The organism is Mesorhizobium sp. B2-3-11 (genome assembly GCF_006442215.1).
Lineage (GTDB): Bacteria > Pseudomonadota > Alphaproteobacteria > Rhizobiales > Rhizobiaceae > Mesorhizobium > Mesorhizobium salmacidum.
Window position 1 is genome coordinate 226,333 of the sequence record NZ_VFVS01000002.1, and the last position, 16,168, is coordinate 242,500.

Sequence of the window (16,168 nt, forward strand, 5' to 3'; positions counted from 1 at the left end):
CGATGCCTCAGGCGGCAAAAATCTTCCTGCCGGCAGGCGGGCAAACTGACCATTGTTTCCACGGGATCAGCGCCCTCGGCGAGAGAGCGCCAACATCGGACAGAAAACCATGACGAAGATGACCACCGCGGAACGGCGCGGCTACCAGCAAATATGCGGCAAGGACGGAGCCATGGTGGCCATCGCTTGCGACCAGCGCGGCGGCATGCGCACCTTGCTGGCGTCGGACCCCGCGGACCAGGCCAGGATCACCAACGACATGCTTGGCGACACCAAGGCCGACATCACGCGCTACCTGGCAAGTGCCGCCTCCTGCGTGCTGCTCGATCCGCTCTGCGCGGTGCCGCGGGTTGTCGATGAAGGCGTGCTGAACCGGGATACCGCACTCCTCATCGGCCTCGACGCCTCCGGTTTCGACGTTTCGCCAGAAGGCTACCGCCTGTCTCGGCTGGTTCCCGACATCGATGCTCGGCGCGTGCGCGAACTCGGCGGCACGGGCGGCAAGATCATGGTGTATTTGCGGGCCGACAAGCCGCAGGCCAACGAACACAACATCGCCATCCTGCGCCAATGCATCACCGACTTCGGCAAGGAGGACCTGCTGCTCGTGGTCGAATTCCTGACCTATCAGCTTGAAGGTGAAAGCCCCGAGGACTATGCGGCCAAGACACCCTTGCTGATCGAGGAGGGTACAAGGATCTCGCTGGAATGCGGCGCGAAGGTGCTGAAGCTTCCCTACCCCGGAACACCGGAAGCCTGCGCCAACATTACAAAAATGGCCGGCGAAGTGCCGTGGGCCGTGCTTTCGGCTGGCGTCAACCACGCCACCTTTCTCGGCCAGGTCGAGATCGCCATGCAAAACGGCGCCTCCGGTGTGATCGCCGGCCGTTCACTGTGGAAGGACTGCATCTCGCTCGACCGTGACATTCAACGCGAAAGGCTTGAGACCGTCGCGGTGCCGCGACTGCGCGAGATCCAGGCGGTGATCGGGCACTATCGGCAGAAGGCCGCCGCCTGATATCCTGTTGGATCACAGGCACGTGCGGGATGTCATGCCACAAAAGTCGATGGCCATAGGGATCGATATCGGCGGCACCAATTTGCGTGCCGCCCGCATCTCCGGCACCGGTGAAATCCTCAAACGCCTTTCCGAGAAGAGCGCGCCCGATCCGGAACTGGTGCTTGGCCGCATTGCCGACATGGTGCGCCTTCTCGATACGCCTGATGTGGTGGCCATCGGCGTCGGTGTTCCCGGCCGCGTCGACGCGCGCCGCGGCGCGGTCCTGTCGGGAGGCTACGTCAACCTTGCCTCGGTCGCGCTCGCGCAGCGGCTGGAAAGCATGGCTGGCAAGCCTGTTGTCCTCGACAATGACTGCAATATGGCGCTAGCCGCCGAGATGGTCCTTGGCGCCGGCCAAGGCCACGACAACATCGCGATGTTCACCATCGGCACAGGCATCGGCGGCGCCGTCGTCCAGAACCGACGGATCATGCGCGGCCGGGCAACGGCGGGGCAACTTGGCCACATTACCGTCTACGTCAACGGCGAGGTCTGCGCCTGCGGGCGGCGCGGCTGTGTCGAAACCACCAGTTCCGGCACGGCACTTGGCCGCCACATCGCGCGCGCCGGCTTTGGCCCCGACGTTTCGGTCGACCAGCTCTTTGCCCGCGACGCGGCCGGCGACATCAAGGCGCGCGGCATATTGGAGGCCTGGGCAAGGCCGCTGCGCGCGGCGATCGATACCACCGTCGCCATGTTCGACCCCGATCTCGTCCTGCTTGGCGGTGGGCTTGGCCTGGCGGCACACAGAGCGCTCGGCCACGCGCCGGCGCTGGCGCCGTGGTACCAATGCCCGGTGGCGCCGGCGCAGCTCGGCGACGATGCCGGTGTGATCGGCGCCGCGCTGCAGGCGCTTTCGGCGCAGACATCGACATCGCTTTCCGTTCAGCCTGGCCGCGCCAGACGCGCCGTGCTCGTCAACGGCATCCCGGCCAGCGGCAAGAGCACGGTGTCACGCGGCATCGCCGATCGCATGGGATGGCCGCTGCTTGCACTCGATACCGTCAAGAATCCGTTCCTCGAAGTGCTCGGCGGCGCCGACCGCCAATTCAATCGCACGCTCGGCCGCGCCAGCTACCAGGCAATCTGGTCGCTCGTCGGCGATGCCCCTGCCGGCAGCACCTTCATCGTCGATGCCTGGTTCGGTTTCCAGCCACGGCAAGTGCTCGAAGATCACCTGCGCAAGGCCGGCGTCGAACACACCGTCGAAATCTGGTGCCACGCGCCCGGCGAGGTTCTGGCCGAACGCTATGGCGCCCGGCTCGGCCAGCGCCTCCCCGGCCATCCCGGCGCTGACTATATCCCTGAACTGGTTGAGCTGGCCAAGCGCGCCGAACCGCTGCGGCGCGGGCCGCTGTTCGAGGTCGATACGACGCAACCGATCGACTTCGATGCCATCGCCGCATGGCTGCGCGCGACCCTGGCCAGCGACGCCTGAGCCGCTTCCGGTGCCAGCGCCGGTTACGCCGGTGGCAGCCGAAGCGTCGCGCGGGCGATCTGCCAGGCGGATTCGACATGCCGCCGCGCCGCCGCTTCAGCCTCGTCGGGCTTGCGCGATCTGATGGCATCCATGATCTCGGTCATCTCGGCAATCGCCGGTGCGCGGCGGTTGGTCGAAAGAATAGTCATGGAACGCAGCTGGTTGATGCGCACATTGAGCCCGGTCACGATCTCCCAGGCGACGCGCTTGTCGGCTGCCTCGAAAAGCACTTCGTAGAATTTCGTTGTCGCCCGCATTACCTCGGCCGGCTTGCTGGACGCCCAGGCTTCGAAAAGATTGGCGAGCGCCCTGTCGAGCAGGGTCAGTTGCGCGTTCGTCGCCGACATGGCGCAGGCACGCGCGGCTATGCCTTCAAGCAGGGCCCTGAGCTCATAGATCTCGTCGGTTCGGCCAAGGTCCGGCTTGGCCACCGCCGGCCCGTGCCCCGGTATCATCTGCACCAGGCCTTCGGCCTCTAGCTGCCGCAAGACCTCGCGTACGACCGAACGGCTGACGCCGAGCTGGTCGCAAAGCGGCCGCTCGACCAGCCTTTCGCCGGGCTGGAAATGGAAATCCATGATCGCCTCGCGCATGCGCTCCAGCGCCAGTGTTCTCAAGGTCTTGGCGCTGCGGTCGATGCGAAGCGTGTCGTCTGACATGGGCGGCCTCCTGCCTCGCCACGAAAACAGATTCCATGGCCGGTTGACAAGTTTCTTGGCGCTCCATACCATGGTATACCATAAGATGATATGGCATCGACGACCGAGGACTTCATGCAGCCCGTCATTCGCAAGATCGTCACCTACACCGAAAACACGCTGATTGAGGGCGGCAAGGCAGCGCCTCGGCCGCTGCGCCTGATCGGCGTCGCGGCAGTGCTTGCCAATCCGTGGGCCGGACGCGGCTTCACCGACGATCTGTCGTCCGAAATCCGCGCCTGTGCGCCAGTGCTGGGAGAGACACTGACCCGGGAAATCATCGCCGTCGCCGGTTCGGGCGACGCCATCGAGGGCTACGGCAAGGCCGCGATCTGCGGCACGTCGGGCGAGATCGAACACGCTTCGGCACTGATCCACACGCTGCATTTCGGCAATTACTACCGCCGTGCCGTGGGCGCCAAGACCTATCTCGCCTTCACCAATCTGCGCGGCGGCCCGAACACACCGATCATGATCCCGCTGATGGACAAGAACGACGAGGGTAGGCGCTCCCACTACCTGACAGTACATTTCCAGATCGGCGACGCGCCGGCGCCGGACGAGTTGGTGGTGGCGCTCGGCGCCTCGATCGGCGGCCGGCCGCACCATCGTATCGGCGACCGCTACCAGGACCTCAAGGAAGTGGGCGACCTGCATGGCTGACGCACCCGCATCGGCATGGGCTCGACAGGGTACGGCGCCTGATGGCACCGGCTTCATTCGAGCCGGCTCGGGCGCGCCGGTACTATTCATCCATGGCGTCGGCATGAATGCCGCGATCTGGCAGCCGCAGATCGACAGGATGGCCGGCAGTTGGGATGTGATCGCCATCGACATGCTCGGCCATGGCCGGTCGCCGCTCCCGCCACCGAGCCCGGAACTGGCCGACTATGCCGACCAGGCCATTCGTTTGCTCGATCATCTCGGCCTCGACAAGGTGTCGGTCGTCGGCCACTCGATGGGCGCGCTCGTCGCCCAGGAGCTTGCGTTGCGGGCACCGCAGCGCGTTCGCGGCATCGTATCGCTGAATGCCGTGTTCCGGCGCCCACCAGAATTGGCCGAGGCTGTCCGTCAGCGCGCGGCTGCCCTCACCGACCGGGGCGACGCGGCTGGCACGGCACAGACCATTGCCCGCTGGTTCGGGGATCCGGTGCCCGCCGAACTCGAGGCGGCGGCGGGCAAGACGGCGTCCGCGCTCAGCGCGGTCGACCCGGAAGGCTACGCCCGCACCTATCGCCTGTTCGCCCGCGCCGACGGCGACCACGTCGAGCGCCTGCAAACGCTTGCCGTGCCGGCTCTGTTCATGACCGGGTCCGAGGACAGGAACTCCTCGCCAGCGATGTCGGCCGCTCTGGCACGGTTGGCGCCGCATGGCCGCTGCATCGTGCTTGCCGGCGAACGGCACATGATGGCGGTGGCCGCACCGGACCGCACCACGCGCCGCATCGTCGGCTTCCTCGAAGCAGCGGAGCGAGGGGACGGGACGGTGACTTCTGGTTTCGACAGCGGCGACTTCCGCCGCGCGCTCGGCTCCTTCCTTACCGGCGTCACCATCGTCACCACGATCGGGCCCGAAGGCGAGCCGCGCGGCTTCACAGCCAACTCCTTCACCTCGGTGTCGCTCGATCCGCCGCTGGTACTCGTCTGTATCGCCCATAAAGCCTTGGGCCATCCCGTCTTCGCCACCTCGAAGAGCTTCGCCATCAACATCCTCAATGAGGATCAGAAGGCGGCGTCCGGCATCTTCGCCTCGAAAGCGGCCGACAAATTCGCCTCCGTGGCCTGGCGTCCAGGACAGACCGGCAGTCCATTGCTGGACGGCTCGGTCGCGTCCTTCGACTGCGACATGGAGCGGCTGGTCGACGCGGGAGACCATTCCATCCTTATCGGCCGCGTACGCGATTTCGAGCACAACTCCTCGCAGCCTCTCGGCTACTGCCGCGGCGCCTATATCGCACCCGGCCTAAGCCAGGAGGCGCTTGCCGCCGCCCAGCCCGGCACCGATGTCGGCGCCATTCTCGAAAATGGCGGCAGGATCCTATTCCTGGAAACGGCTGATGGCTTCGAACTGCCGCGCGGCCGGGGACTGGGCTCGGCCGGCGATGGCACGAGCCTCCGGGGTCTGCTTGCCGCCAAGGCTATCGAGGCTCAACTCGGCTTCCTTTTCGCCGTCTGGGACGACGCTGGCAATTCGTCGCGCACGCATGTTTATTATCGCGGCACGTTCGACGTGCCCGCCTCCAGCGATCGTGGCATCCGGCTGGTCGACATCGACGCGATCGGCGACTTGAAGATCGTCGATCCGGCGGTCCGCTCGATGCTTACCCGCTATGTCAGGGAATGCATGCAGGACGCCTTTGGCGTCTATGTCGGCAATGAGATGGAAGGCGAAGTCAGGCCGCTGGGCAAAGCGCCCACGTCCGCTGCCTCCTATACAGGTGACCACAGATGAAGTTCTCGCTCTTCGTGCATATGGAACGGTCGGATCTCGCCAAGCCGCATTCGGAGCTGGTGAGCGAGCTCGAGGAATTGGTCCTGCAAGCGGAGCAGGCCGGCTTCGAGACGGCCTGGATCGGCGAGCATCACGGCATGGAATTCACCATCTCGCCGAACCCGTTCGTCAACATCGCCTATCTGGCGGCCAAAACCAGCCGCATTCGTCTCGGCACGGGCACGATCGTTGCGCCATTCTGGCATCCGATCAAGCTCGCCGGCGAAGCGGCGATGGCCGACGTCATCAGCGGCGGCCGGCTCGACATCGGCATCGCGCGCGGCGCCTACAGTTACGAATATCAACGTCTCTTCCCCGGTCTCGACGCCTGGGGCGCGGGCCAGCGCATGCGTGAGATGGTGCCGGCGATCCGTGGCCTATGGGACGGCGATTTCGAACTCTCCGGCGAGTTCTGGTCGTTCCCGCCGACCACTTCCTCGCCCAAGCCCTTGCAGAAACCATATCCGCCGATCTGGGTAGCGGCGCGCGACCCGAACTCGCACGATTTTGCGGTCGTCAACCACTGCAAAGTCCAGGTAACGCCGCTGGCTTCAGGCGACGACGAGGTGTCGAGCCTGATGCAGCGCTTCAAAGCTGCTTGCGACGCGCATCCCGACATCGCCCGGCCGGAAATCATGCTCTTGATGCACACATTCGTCGCCGAGGACGCGGCCGACGCCGATCGGCTCGCTCGAGACCTGTCGAATTTCTACTGCCAGTTCGGCGCCTGGTTCCAGAACAAGAAGCCGGTGCATCAAGGCGTATTGGAGCCGCTCACAGAGGATGAGATCGCCGCGATGCCGCACTATGCGCCGGACAAGATCAGGCAGAATCTGGTGATCGGCGAAGCCGACGAAGTCATTGCCCGGCTGAAGGCCTATGAGGCACTCGGTTACGACCAGTACTCGATCTGGATCGACAGTGGGCTCTCGCACGAACGCAAGAAGAAATCGCTGCAACTGTTCATCGACCGGGTGATGCCGGCCTTCCTCTGATAGCGAGCCCATGACCGACGCTCTTTTCAGGAACTTCATCGACGGCCGCTTCGACGAGCCGTCCGCGACCTTCGACAGCATCAATCCGTCGACCGGCGCGCCATGGGCCAGGATGCCGGCGGCGAGCGAAGCCGATGTCGACCGTGCGGTCGAGGCGGCGCACCGGGCGCTGCGTTCGGGCCCGTGGACGGCGATGACCGCCACCGCGCGCGGCAAACTGCTGGTCAAGCTCGGCGACCTCGTCGCCGCCGATGCCGGGCGTCTTGCCGAACTCGAGACACGCGACACCGGCAAGATCATCCGCGAGACCCGTGCCCAGATCGCCTATGTCGGCGACTACTACCGCTATTATGGCGGGCTCGCCGACAAGCATGAAGGCGCGCATGTGCCGATCGACAAGGCGGATCTCGACGTCACCATCCGCCGCGAGCCGATCGGCGTCGTTGCCGCGGTCGTGCCATGGAATTCGCAGCTCTTCCTCTCCGCCGTCAAGCTCGGCCCGGCGCTGGCCGCTGGCTGCACGGTCGTGCTCAAGGCCTCCGAGGACGGCCCGGCGCCGTTGCTCGCCTTCGCCGAACTCGTCCAGCAGGCCGGCTTTCCCGAAGGCACTGTCAACATTCTCACCGGCTTCGGCCAGGATTGCGGCCGCCGCCTGACTAGCCATCCGCTGGTTTCGCGCGTCGCCTTCACCGGCGGCCCATCCACTGCGCGTGCGATCGTCAGGAACACGGCGGAAAATCTCGCCTATACGACGCTCGAGCTCGGCGGCAAGAGCCCGGTCGTCGTCTTCGCCGATGCCGATCTCGACAGCGCCGCCAACGCGGTGGTGGCCGGCATTTTTGCCGCGACCGGCCAAAGCTGCGTCGCCGGCTCGCGACTGCTGGTCGAAGGTTCGGTGAAGGACGAGTTCCTCGCCCGGCTGAAGCTCAAGGCCGAGGCGATCAGGATCGGCGATCCGCAGGACCCGGCCACCGAAATGGGTCCGCTCGCCACGCAACGTCAGCGCGACTGGATCGAGAAGATCGTCGCGGAAAGCCTCGCCAAGGGCGGCACGCTGATCACCGGAGGGACACGCCCCGGCGGCCCCGGCTTCTACTACGCGCCGACCATCATCGATGCCGGCGACGGCAATCTGGCATGCGTGCGCGAGGAATTGTTCGGGCCTGTGCTCAGCGTGCTTGCCTTCGACTCCGAAGCACAAGCGCTGGCGCTCGCCAACGACACCCCCTTCGGCCTGGCTTCCGGCGTGTTCACCAGCAATCTCGGCAAGGCGCACCGCATGGCGCGCGACATCCATGCCGGCGTCGTCTGGGTCAACACCTACCGCGCCGTGTCGCCGCTCGTTCCCTTCGGCGGCTACGGCCATTCCGGGCTCGGCCGCGAGGGCGGCCTCGATGCCATCAGAGACTATACGCGCTCGAAATCCGTCTGGATCAAGACCTCGGACGAGCCGATCCCCGATCCCTTCGTCATGCGCTGAACAGCGCGTGGCGCAGGTGCACTGAGAAAAACAAGAACAGACCAACAGAGGAGAACAAAATGAAACTGATTTTGACCGGCATTCTGGCCGGACTGCTCGCGGTGACCGCAGCCAAGGCCGATGAAATGGCGTTCACCAGCTGGGGTGGCACAACGCAGGAAGCACAGACCAAATCCTGGGCAGCGCCCTTCGAGGCCAGCTCCGGCATCAAGGTCCTGCAGGACGGGCCGACCGACTACGGCAAGCTCAAGGCCATGGTCGACGCCGGCAACGTCACCTGGGATGTCGTCGACGTCGAGATGGACTTCGCCATCAAGGCCGCCAAGGATGGCCTGCTGGAGCCTATCGACTATGCGATCGTGCCCAAGGCCGATCTCGACCCCCGCTTCAGCAATGAGCATGCCGTCGGCAGCTTCTACTATTCCTTCGTGCTCGCCTGGAACAAGGGCGCGGTCTCCGGTGACACGGCGAGCTGGGCCGACATGTTCGACACCAAGAAGTTCCCCGGCAAACGGACCTTCTACAAATGGTCGGCGCCGGGCGTCATCGAGATCGCACTGCTCGCCGACGGCGTGCCGGCGGACAAGCTCTATCCGCTCGATCTCGACCGCGCCTTCAAGAAGCTCGACACCATCAAGTCGGACATTGTCTGGTGGAGCGGTGGTGCGGAGTCGCAGCAGCTGATCGCCTCCGGCGAGGCCGCCTTCGGCCAGCTCTGGAACGGCCGCGTCTTCGCGTTGCAGCAGGACGGAACCGATGTCGGCGTCTCCTGGAAGCAGAACCTAACCGCCGCCGACGTTCTGGTCGTACCGAAAGGGGCGAAGAACAAGGACAGCGCCATGAAGTTCCTGGCCGCGGCCACCAGCCCGGCCGGCCAGGCGAAATTCGCCGAGGCCAGCGGCTATGCGCCGATCAATACCAAGGCCAAGGCCGAGATGCCGGCCGATGCGGTCAAGGCCCTGCCCGACGCTCATGTCGACGGCCAGATCAACCTCGACATGAACTACTGGGCCGAGCATCGCGACGAGATCGCCACGCGCTGGTACGCCTGGCAGACCAAGTAGCGCCACAGAAACCGACGGGGCGCGGGAACCGCGCCCCGTTCGGGTAACGGGAACCGGCCGATGCAAGGAAATTCTCTCAGACGCGGTGCCATTGCCGGCCTGCCGGCCGGCAGCGGCGGCGCCTTGCCGGCCGTCGTTCTGGTCGGCCTGTTCTTCGTCGTACCGGTCGTCGCCCTTTTGCTGCGCAGCGTCACCGATCCCGAGCCCGGTCTGCAGAACTACGCCGCGCTGTTCGGCAGCGGCACCTATGTGCGCGTATTCCTGAACACCTTCCTCGTCGCTGCCGTCGTCACCGCCGTCACCATCGTGGTGGCGTTTCCGGTCGCCTGGATGCTGGCGATCATGCCGCCGGCCTTCGGCTCGCTCGTCTTCGGCATCATCATCCTGTCGATGTGGACCAACCTCCTCACCCGGACCTATGCCTGGATGGTGCTGCTGCAACGCACAGGGGTGATCAACAGGACGCTGATGGGGCTGGGCATCATCCAGGAGCCCCTGCCGCTGATCAACAATCTCACTGGCGTCACCATCGGCATGGTCTACATCATGCTGCCCTTCATGATCCTGCCGCTGGTCGGCACGCTGCGCGCCATCGACCCGATGACGCTGCGCGCCGCCGCCCTTTGCGGGGCAACCCCATTCCAGGCCTTCCGCTGTATCCTGTTGCCGCTGTCGCTTCCCGGCATCGCCGCTGGCGGGCTGATGGTCTTCGTCATGTCGCTTGGCTACTTCGTCACGCCTGCCCTGCTCGGCGGTACGTCCAACATGATGCTGGCCGAGATGATCGCCCAGACGGTGCAGTCGCTGCTCAACTGGGGGCTCGGCAGTGCGGCCGCCTTCGTCCTGCTCGTCGTCACCATGGCGCTTTACGCGCTCCAGCTTCGTCTGGTCGGCGCCAAGCGCCCCGCCGGAGGGCTCTGACATGCTGCTCGACTATGACAGGCTCGGATGGCTGCGCATGGCGCTTGCCGGCTTTACCGCGCTGGTCGCGGCTTTTTTGCTGCTGCCAGTGGTTTTCATCGTGCTCTTGTCGTTCGGCTCCTCACGCTGGCTTGCCTTCCCGCCGCCCGGCTGGACGCTGAAATGGTACGAGCAGCTGTTGGCGGACCCGACCTGGATCGATGCCGCGCTGACCAGCGCAAAAATCGCCGCCATGGCCGCCATCCTCGCCGTCATCATTGGCCTGTTCGCATCCTTCGGTTTGATCCGGGGTGAATTTCGCGGGCGCCAGATCCTGCGTGGGCTGCTGCTGACGCCCATGGTGCTGCCAGTGGTGGTGTTCGCCATCGCCGTCTACGCTTTCTTCCTGCGCATCGGGCTGGCCGGCACCACGATCGGCTTCGTCATCGCGCACACCGTCCTGGCACTGCCCTTCGCCATCATTCCGATCACCGCCGCGCTCGAGGGTTTCGACAAGTCCATCGAGGACGCGGCCATCGTCTGCGGCGCCAGCCCGCTGCAGGCACGGCTGCGGATCACCTTGCCCTCGATCCGGATCGGCATCTTCTCGGCGGCGATCTTTTCCTTCCTCGCCTCATGGGACGAGGTCGTGGTGGCGATCTTCATGGCGAGCCCGACCTTGCAGACCTTGCCGGTGAAGATCTGGGGCAGTTTGCGCGCCGACCTCAGTCCGGTCGTCGCCGCCGCCTCCAGCCTGCTCGTCGGCCTGACCTTGTGCCTGATGATCGTGACCGCACTCCTTCGCAGAAAATTATCGAGATGACCCGGCCATTCCTGTCCATACGCGCGGTGAGGAAGACGTTCGGCGCCTTCGTCGCCGTCCACGATGTCACCATCAATGTGCCCAAGGGCGAATTCCTGACCTTTCTCGGGCCGTCCGGCTCCGGCAAGTCGACGACGCTCTATGCGATCGCCGGTTTCCAGGACCCGTCCTCCGGCGACGTCCTGCTGGAGGACAAGTCGCTGCTTTCAGTGCCATCGCACAAGCGCAACATCGGCATGGTCTTCCAGCGTTACACGCTGTTTCCACATCTGAGCGTTGCCGAGAACGTCGCCTTTCCGCTGCGTGTACGCGGCCGCCCCGACGCCGAAGTGAAAAGGAAAGTCGCCGACATGCTGGCGCTGGTGCGGCTGGAGAATTTCGCCGGCCGCTATCCCGGCGCGCTATCGGGCGGCCAGCAGCAGCGCGTGGCGCTTGCCCGTGCGCTCGCCTACGATCCGCCGATCCTGCTGATGGACGAGCCGCTGTCGGCGCTCGACAAGAAACTGCGCCAGGAGATCCAGGCCGAGATCCGCCGCATCCACCGTGAGACCGGTGTCACCATCCTCTATGTCACCCACGATCAGGAAGAGGCGCTGCATCTGTCGGATCGCATCGCCCTGTTCAAGGAAGGGCGCATCGAGCAGATCGGCACCGGCGAGGATCTTTATCTCAGGCCAGCCAGCGAGTTCGTCGCCGGCTTCATCGGCAACTCGAATTTCCTGCCCGCCGAGCATCTGGAAACCGCCAATGGCGCATCGACCGTGCGCCTGGCCGACGGTTCGGTCGTGAGCGGCGTGAAGACGACGCAGGCCTTCGATCGCGGCCAGAAGGCCCGCCTGATGGTGCGCCCCGAGGCGTTCCGGCTGACGCCCGGACCTGCATGCGCAGCGCTCGCCGTCGAGATCGTCGATACCGCCTTCTTCGGTGACCGCAAGCGCGTCGTGGCGCGTACCGCTGCCGGCGATGAGATCGATGTCAGGCCGACTTCGGATGCGGTGGAGCCGGATAGCGCGGATTGCGCCATGGGCAGGCGGATCTTTTTCGATCCTGCTTCCGCCTTCCTGTTTCCAGCCTGAAGCCGCCAAGCCTGCCCTTGAAACCACAGCGGCGTTTCCGCCGGCGGCCCGCACGACCAGGCCTGTCGCCCGTAACGCCGGGTCATGAGCACGAAATCACCGCCAGCCTCGCAGCCGGCATCAATCAGTAGCCGACGGTGAAGCGCTGCCTGACATGCGTCGGCTTCTCGATCTCGTCGACCATGGCAATGGCATAGTCCTCGAAGGAAATGCTGCTGCCCTTGTCCGAGATGAGAAGCGTGTCTTTGCCAAGGCGGAACTTGCCGGTGCGCTCGCCTGGGACGAACAGGGCCGACGGCGACAGGAAGGTCCAGTCGAGATCGCCGACCGTCTTGAGCTTATCCAGGAAGTCTGCGCCCTTCTGTGCTTCGGCCTTGTAGATCGCAGGGAATTCGGGCGTATCGACCAGCCGCTTGCCGGGCGCCACTTCAAGACTGCCCGCGCCGCCCACGACGACATAGCGCTTCACGCCAGAGGCACGCACCGCGGCGATCAGCGTGTCGGGGTCGCTGTCCACGAAATGCACTGAGCTGATCACCACGTCGTGTCCACGGATCAAATCGGCGAGACCTTGCCGGTCGAAGACATCGCCCTTCCTGGCGGTCACGCCGGGCAGCGCCGCGATCTTTTCCGGGCTGCGGGCGATGCCGGTGACCGTATGGCCACGGTCGGAGAGTTCCTTGAGCAGGCGCGAACCGACAGCGCCGGAGGCGCCGATGAGAGCAACTTTTGCCATGTCTTCTTCTTCCGTTTCCTGTTGGAGGGCTGATTGACGGAGATCATGCCGCCGCGATATGGGCGACGAGATTGTCGAAGCTGCTGAACAACGCGTTCGAACGGATGAGCCGGGGCGCTTCGTTGCGGATGACCGCCAGCAAAGGCACGCCATTTGAATGCAAGCGCTGGAACAGCGCGCGGCCACGATTGACCAGCTCGAGGTGCGCCGTCAGCAAGGTTTCGGTCGGGTTCTTCAGGATCGCGGCGGCATCTATCATGCCAGCGTCGGCGAGCACGGCAGCCACGCCTTCGACAGTTACGATATCGCGACCGTCGACGTAGCGCGCACGTTGGATCGCCTTGAGAGCGGTCGACCGGCGGCTGGGGTCTTCCAGGCCGGCGGCGCTGATGCCGAGGGTCGCGGCATGCGAGTCTAGCAAGGTGCCCCGGATGCCGAGGACATTGCTCTGATAAGCCTGCGTGAAGGCTTGTCCGGTTAGACGTTCGATACGCTGGTCGTTTGCCCAGGCGTGAGCGGCAAAACCTTCATCCATTGGCCTCGCGCCCGCTCCCGAAAACAGGCCGGTCGGCAGCAATTCGACGCGCACGCCGTTGGCCACCAATTTGTCCAGCATCGGGGTGGCGCCGTAGCACCAGCCGCAGAGCGGATCGAAAAGATAAGTCACGTCCAACTGAGCCATGATTACCTGATATCCCTTGGCGCGGCGTGTCCGCGATCTGGCCGTCAAATGTCTTGCTCCTATGTGGCAGACGACGATCTTGCGATAAATGGCCTCCAATCATATAAACTGTCTGATCTGATCAGACAAACGGCGAGTGCCTTGGCCGACCTGCTGAACCTCAATCGTCTCGTCTATTTCACCACTGTCATGGAGACCGGTTCTTTCACATCGGCAGCCGACCGGCTTGGCGTCGCTAAAGCCGTGGTAAGCCATCAGATCGGCAAGCTCGAGGAGGAATTTGGGGGCGACACTCATGCGACGCACGACGCGGCGTGTCGCGCCGACCGAAGAGGGACGCCTCTTCTATGATCGCGCGGTGATCATCCTGCGGGAAGCGGAGGCCGCCTATGGCGAGATTTCGCGCGCGACCGTCGAACCGGCGGGAATGTTGAGACTAACGGCGCCGCTCGACTACGGCTCGAAGATGGTTGCGCCGGTCATCGCTGCCTATCTGAGAACTTATCCGCATATGCGCGTCGAGGCGATCTTCGACGATGCGGTAAGCAATCTGGTCGACGAGGAGATCGACCTCGGCATTCGCGTCGGCTGGCTTGCCGATTCCTCCAACCAGGCGCGGCGCCTGGGCACGATACGGCAGATCGTGGTGGCAAGCCCTGCGTTCGCCGCAAGCTTGCCGCAAGGCGTAAGCCCCCGCCAGGCGCGATCACTGGCCTGGGTCGGAAACGCCCAGCTTCGCGGCATCAGCCAATGGCTGTTTTCAAGGGATGACGACAAGGTGCTGACCGAACTCAACCCGGTCGTCACATGCGACAAGAGCCCGGCTGCCCATGCCTGCGTGCTTGCCGGCATAGGGCTGGGCGTATTTCCCGACTACAGCGTCAGCGACGACATCGCCGAGGGGCGGCTGGTGCCGGTCTTTGCCGACTGGGCCTTGCCCATCGGCGGCATCCACGCTGTCTTTCCGCCGGCAAGATTCCGGCCCGCCAAGGTGCGCGCGTTTGTGGATCTGCTCGCCACCGCCGAGAAGAAACGATCGCGCGGCAGCGTCATGCTGTAAGATGCAGCAGAAGGTCGGCAAAGACTTACATTAAAAAAGCGATTCTGCCGCACCCAAAAAGAGGGGTTCAAATCCAAGGGGGCTCTTATCCGAATGCAAAACGGCCCGCCAAGCTTTGAGCCTGGCGGGCCGTTTTGGGTAAGTTTGGTTGCGGGGACAGGATTTGAACCTGTGACCTTCAGGTTATGAGCCTGACGAGCTACCGGGCTGCTCCACCCCGCGCCACCACCGCGATCGCCGCTGTACTTTGGCGACTGCGGTATTCTGTATCCACCAAATGAAAGGGCCGCTTAGAGCGGCCCGGGATCCCTTGGCGGGCTTTTATGCATGTCGCCCAAAAGTGTTAGCGGTTTTGGGGCAACGACATGCATCGAACAAAGCAATGAGAAGATTTCTCTGTCATCCGGTTGGATGTGAGTTTGAACGTGCGTTTAGCAGACCTGGCAGCGACCTACTCTCCCGCGTCTTGAGACGAAGTACCATCAGCGCTGGAGCGTTTCACGGCCGAGTTCGGAATGGGATCGGGTGCAGCCGCTCCGCCATAACCACCAGGTCGGCAAAACGCACGTTATTTCGAGAAGCTGGTTTGAGCGAATAGCCATAGAGAGGAGCGAATAGGGGACCTATTTTGTGCTTTCTCGGAGCTTTTCGCTGGTCTTTTTTGTGCCTGGTCGTTCTTGGCCTGACGCCTTTCGAAGCGAAGCTTCGCAAGGTCGACCGACCGTCGGCGCCGATGCGCCGCACCCACGTAGCGCCGCCCGCAGGGCGGAACAAGCGTGAGTGAGAACAGACCATTTGATTTCGTCAAATGGATATTAGGAATGAGAACGATCAAGCCGATCGAACTATTAGTACCGGTAAGCTTCAAGCGTTGCCGCTCTTCCACACCCGGCCTATCAACGTGGTCGTCTTCCACGGTTCTCAGGGAATACTCGTTTTAAGGTGGGTTTCCCGCTTAGATGCCTTCAGCGGTTATCCCGTCCGGATATAGCTACCCTGCTATGCGGCTGGCGCCACAACAGGTCCACCAGAGATCCGTCCATCCCGGTCCTCTCGTACTAGGGACAGATCCTTTCAATATTCCTACACCCACGGCAGATAGGGACCGAACTGTCTCACGACGTTCTGAACCCAACTCACGTACCGCTTTAAATGGCGAACAGCCATACCCTTGGGACCTGCTCCAGCCCCAGGATGCGATGAGTCGACATCGAGGTGCCAAACAACCCCGTCGATATGGACTCTTGGGGGTCATCAGCCTGTTATCCCCGGCGTACCTTTTATCCGTTGAGCGATGGCCCTTCCACGCGGGACCACCGGATCACTATGACCGACTTTCGTCTCTGCTCGACTTGTCAGTCTCGCAGTCAGGCAGGCTTATGCCATTGCACTCAGCGAACGATTTCCGACCGTTCTGAGCCCACCATCGCGCGCCTCCGTTACTCTTTAGGAGGCGACCGCCCCAGTCAAACTACCCACCATACATTGTCCCGGACCCGGATAACGGGCCGCGGTTAGACATCCATAGTAATAAGGGTGGTATTTCAAGGATGGCTCCACCTGAGCTGGCGCCCAGGTTTCAAAGCCTACCACCTATCCTACACATGCCACTACGAATGCCAA

13 protein-coding genes, 1 tRNA gene, 2 rRNA genes and 1 pseudogene (1 of these 17 cut by a window edge) are annotated in these 16,168 nt (G+C 63.8%); 11 read left to right on the forward strand and 6 right to left on the reverse strand.

The features are described 5' to 3' along the window. Nucleotides 1–109: 109 nt before the first annotated feature. Both FJ960_RS04530 and FJ960_RS04535 read left to right on the forward strand, forming a co-directional pair. Nucleotides 110–1,018 carry a tagatose-bisphosphate aldolase gene (locus tag FJ960_RS04530; RefSeq protein WP_140712162.1) on the forward strand — a complete coding sequence of 303 codons (909 nt, stop codon included), beginning with the start codon at nt 110–112 and terminating at the stop codon, nt 1,016–1,018. A gap of 34 nt (nt 1,019–1,052) precedes the next feature. Next, entirely contained in the window at nt 1,053–2,498 is a 1,446-nt protein-coding gene (locus FJ960_RS04535) for an ROK family protein (protein WP_140712164.1), read from the forward strand. Between the two features lie 23 nt (nt 2,499–2,521). Here FJ960_RS04535 and FJ960_RS04540 read toward each other — a convergent pair whose 3' ends face one another. Next, on the reverse strand, nt 2,522–3,199 hold the full coding sequence (locus FJ960_RS04540) for a GntR family transcriptional regulator (RefSeq protein ID WP_140712166.1): 678 nt from the start codon (nt 3,197–3,199) through the stop codon (nt 2,522–2,524). 114 nt (nt 3,200–3,313) lie between these two features. On the opposite strand from FJ960_RS04540, the gene FJ960_RS04545 reads away from it, so the two are divergent. From FJ960_RS04545 to FJ960_RS04580, 8 genes are read left to right on the forward strand one after another with little or no spacing between them, the layout of a single operon-like run. Further along, nucleotides 3,314–3,901, forward strand: a complete 588-nt coding sequence (locus FJ960_RS04545; protein WP_140503465.1) for an amino acid synthesis family protein — start codon at nt 3,314–3,316, stop codon at nt 3,899–3,901. After that, entirely contained in the window at nt 3,894–5,690 is a 1,797-nt protein-coding gene (locus tag FJ960_RS04550; protein ID WP_140712168.1) for an alpha/beta fold hydrolase, read from the forward strand. The genes FJ960_RS04545 and FJ960_RS04550 overlap by 8 nt, the downstream gene beginning before the upstream one ends. Then, nucleotides 5,687–6,724, forward strand: a complete 1,038-nt coding sequence (locus FJ960_RS04555) for an LLM class flavin-dependent oxidoreductase (RefSeq protein WP_140712170.1) — start codon at nt 5,687–5,689, stop codon at nt 6,722–6,724. Before FJ960_RS04550 ends, FJ960_RS04555 begins: the two co-directional genes overlap by 4 nt. A 10-nt stretch (nt 6,725–6,734) precedes the next feature. Continuing rightward, nucleotides 6,735–8,204, forward strand: coding sequence for an aldehyde dehydrogenase (locus FJ960_RS04560; RefSeq protein WP_140712172.1), 1,470 nt, complete (start codon nt 6,735–6,737; stop codon nt 8,202–8,204). A 59-nt stretch (nt 8,205–8,263) separates the two neighbouring features. Continuing rightward, nucleotides 8,264–9,268, forward strand: coding sequence for an ABC transporter substrate-binding protein (locus FJ960_RS04565; RefSeq protein WP_140712174.1), 1,005 nt, complete (start codon nt 8,264–8,266; stop codon nt 9,266–9,268). 60 nt (nt 9,269–9,328) lie between these two features. Continuing rightward, nucleotides 9,329–10,189 carry an ABC transporter permease gene (locus tag FJ960_RS04570; protein ID WP_140712176.1) on the forward strand — a complete coding sequence of 287 codons (861 nt, stop codon included), beginning with the start codon at nt 9,329–9,331 and terminating at the stop codon, nt 10,187–10,189. Nucleotide 10,190: 1 nt separating this feature from the next. Then, nucleotides 10,191–10,991, forward strand: a complete 801-nt coding sequence (locus FJ960_RS04575; RefSeq protein WP_140503157.1) for an ABC transporter permease — start codon at nt 10,191–10,193, stop codon at nt 10,989–10,991. Further along, a complete protein-coding gene (locus FJ960_RS04580) occupies nt 10,988–12,067 on the forward strand; it encodes an ABC transporter ATP-binding protein (protein ID WP_140712178.1) in 1,080 nt (359 codons plus the stop codon). Before FJ960_RS04575 ends, FJ960_RS04580 begins: the two co-directional genes overlap by 4 nt. A 124-nt stretch (nt 12,068–12,191) precedes the next feature. Here the strand turns inward: FJ960_RS04580 and FJ960_RS04585 are convergent, their stop codons facing one another. Both FJ960_RS04585 and FJ960_RS04590 read right to left on the reverse strand, forming a co-directional pair. Continuing rightward, nucleotides 12,192–12,803 carry an NAD(P)-dependent oxidoreductase gene (locus FJ960_RS04585; protein WP_140503161.1) on the reverse strand — a complete coding sequence of 204 codons (612 nt, stop codon included), beginning with the start codon at nt 12,801–12,803 and terminating at the stop codon, nt 12,192–12,194. Nucleotides 12,804–12,846: 43 nt separating this feature from the next. Then, nucleotides 12,847–13,485, reverse strand: coding sequence for a DsbA family protein (locus FJ960_RS04590; protein WP_140712180.1), 639 nt, complete (start codon nt 13,483–13,485; stop codon nt 12,847–12,849). Between the two features lie 141 nt (nt 13,486–13,626). Between FJ960_RS04590 and FJ960_RS04595 the strand changes: the two are divergent. Beyond that, nucleotides 13,627–14,545, forward strand: a pseudogene (locus tag FJ960_RS04595) (LysR family transcriptional regulator). Between the two features lie 145 nt (nt 14,546–14,690). Here the strand turns inward: FJ960_RS04595 and FJ960_RS04600 are convergent. The 3 genes from FJ960_RS04600 to FJ960_RS04610 form a co-directional block, all read right to left on the reverse strand. Then, nucleotides 14,691–14,767: transfer RNA gene (locus tag FJ960_RS04600), tRNA-Met, on the reverse strand. 216 nt (nt 14,768–14,983) lie between these two features. Further along, a 5S ribosomal RNA gene (gene rrf, locus FJ960_RS04605) occupies nt 14,984–15,098 on the reverse strand. A 274-nt stretch (nt 15,099–15,372) separates the two neighbouring features. Then, a 23S ribosomal RNA gene (locus tag FJ960_RS04610) occupies nt 15,373–16,168 on the reverse strand (it continues 2,036 nt past the right edge of the window).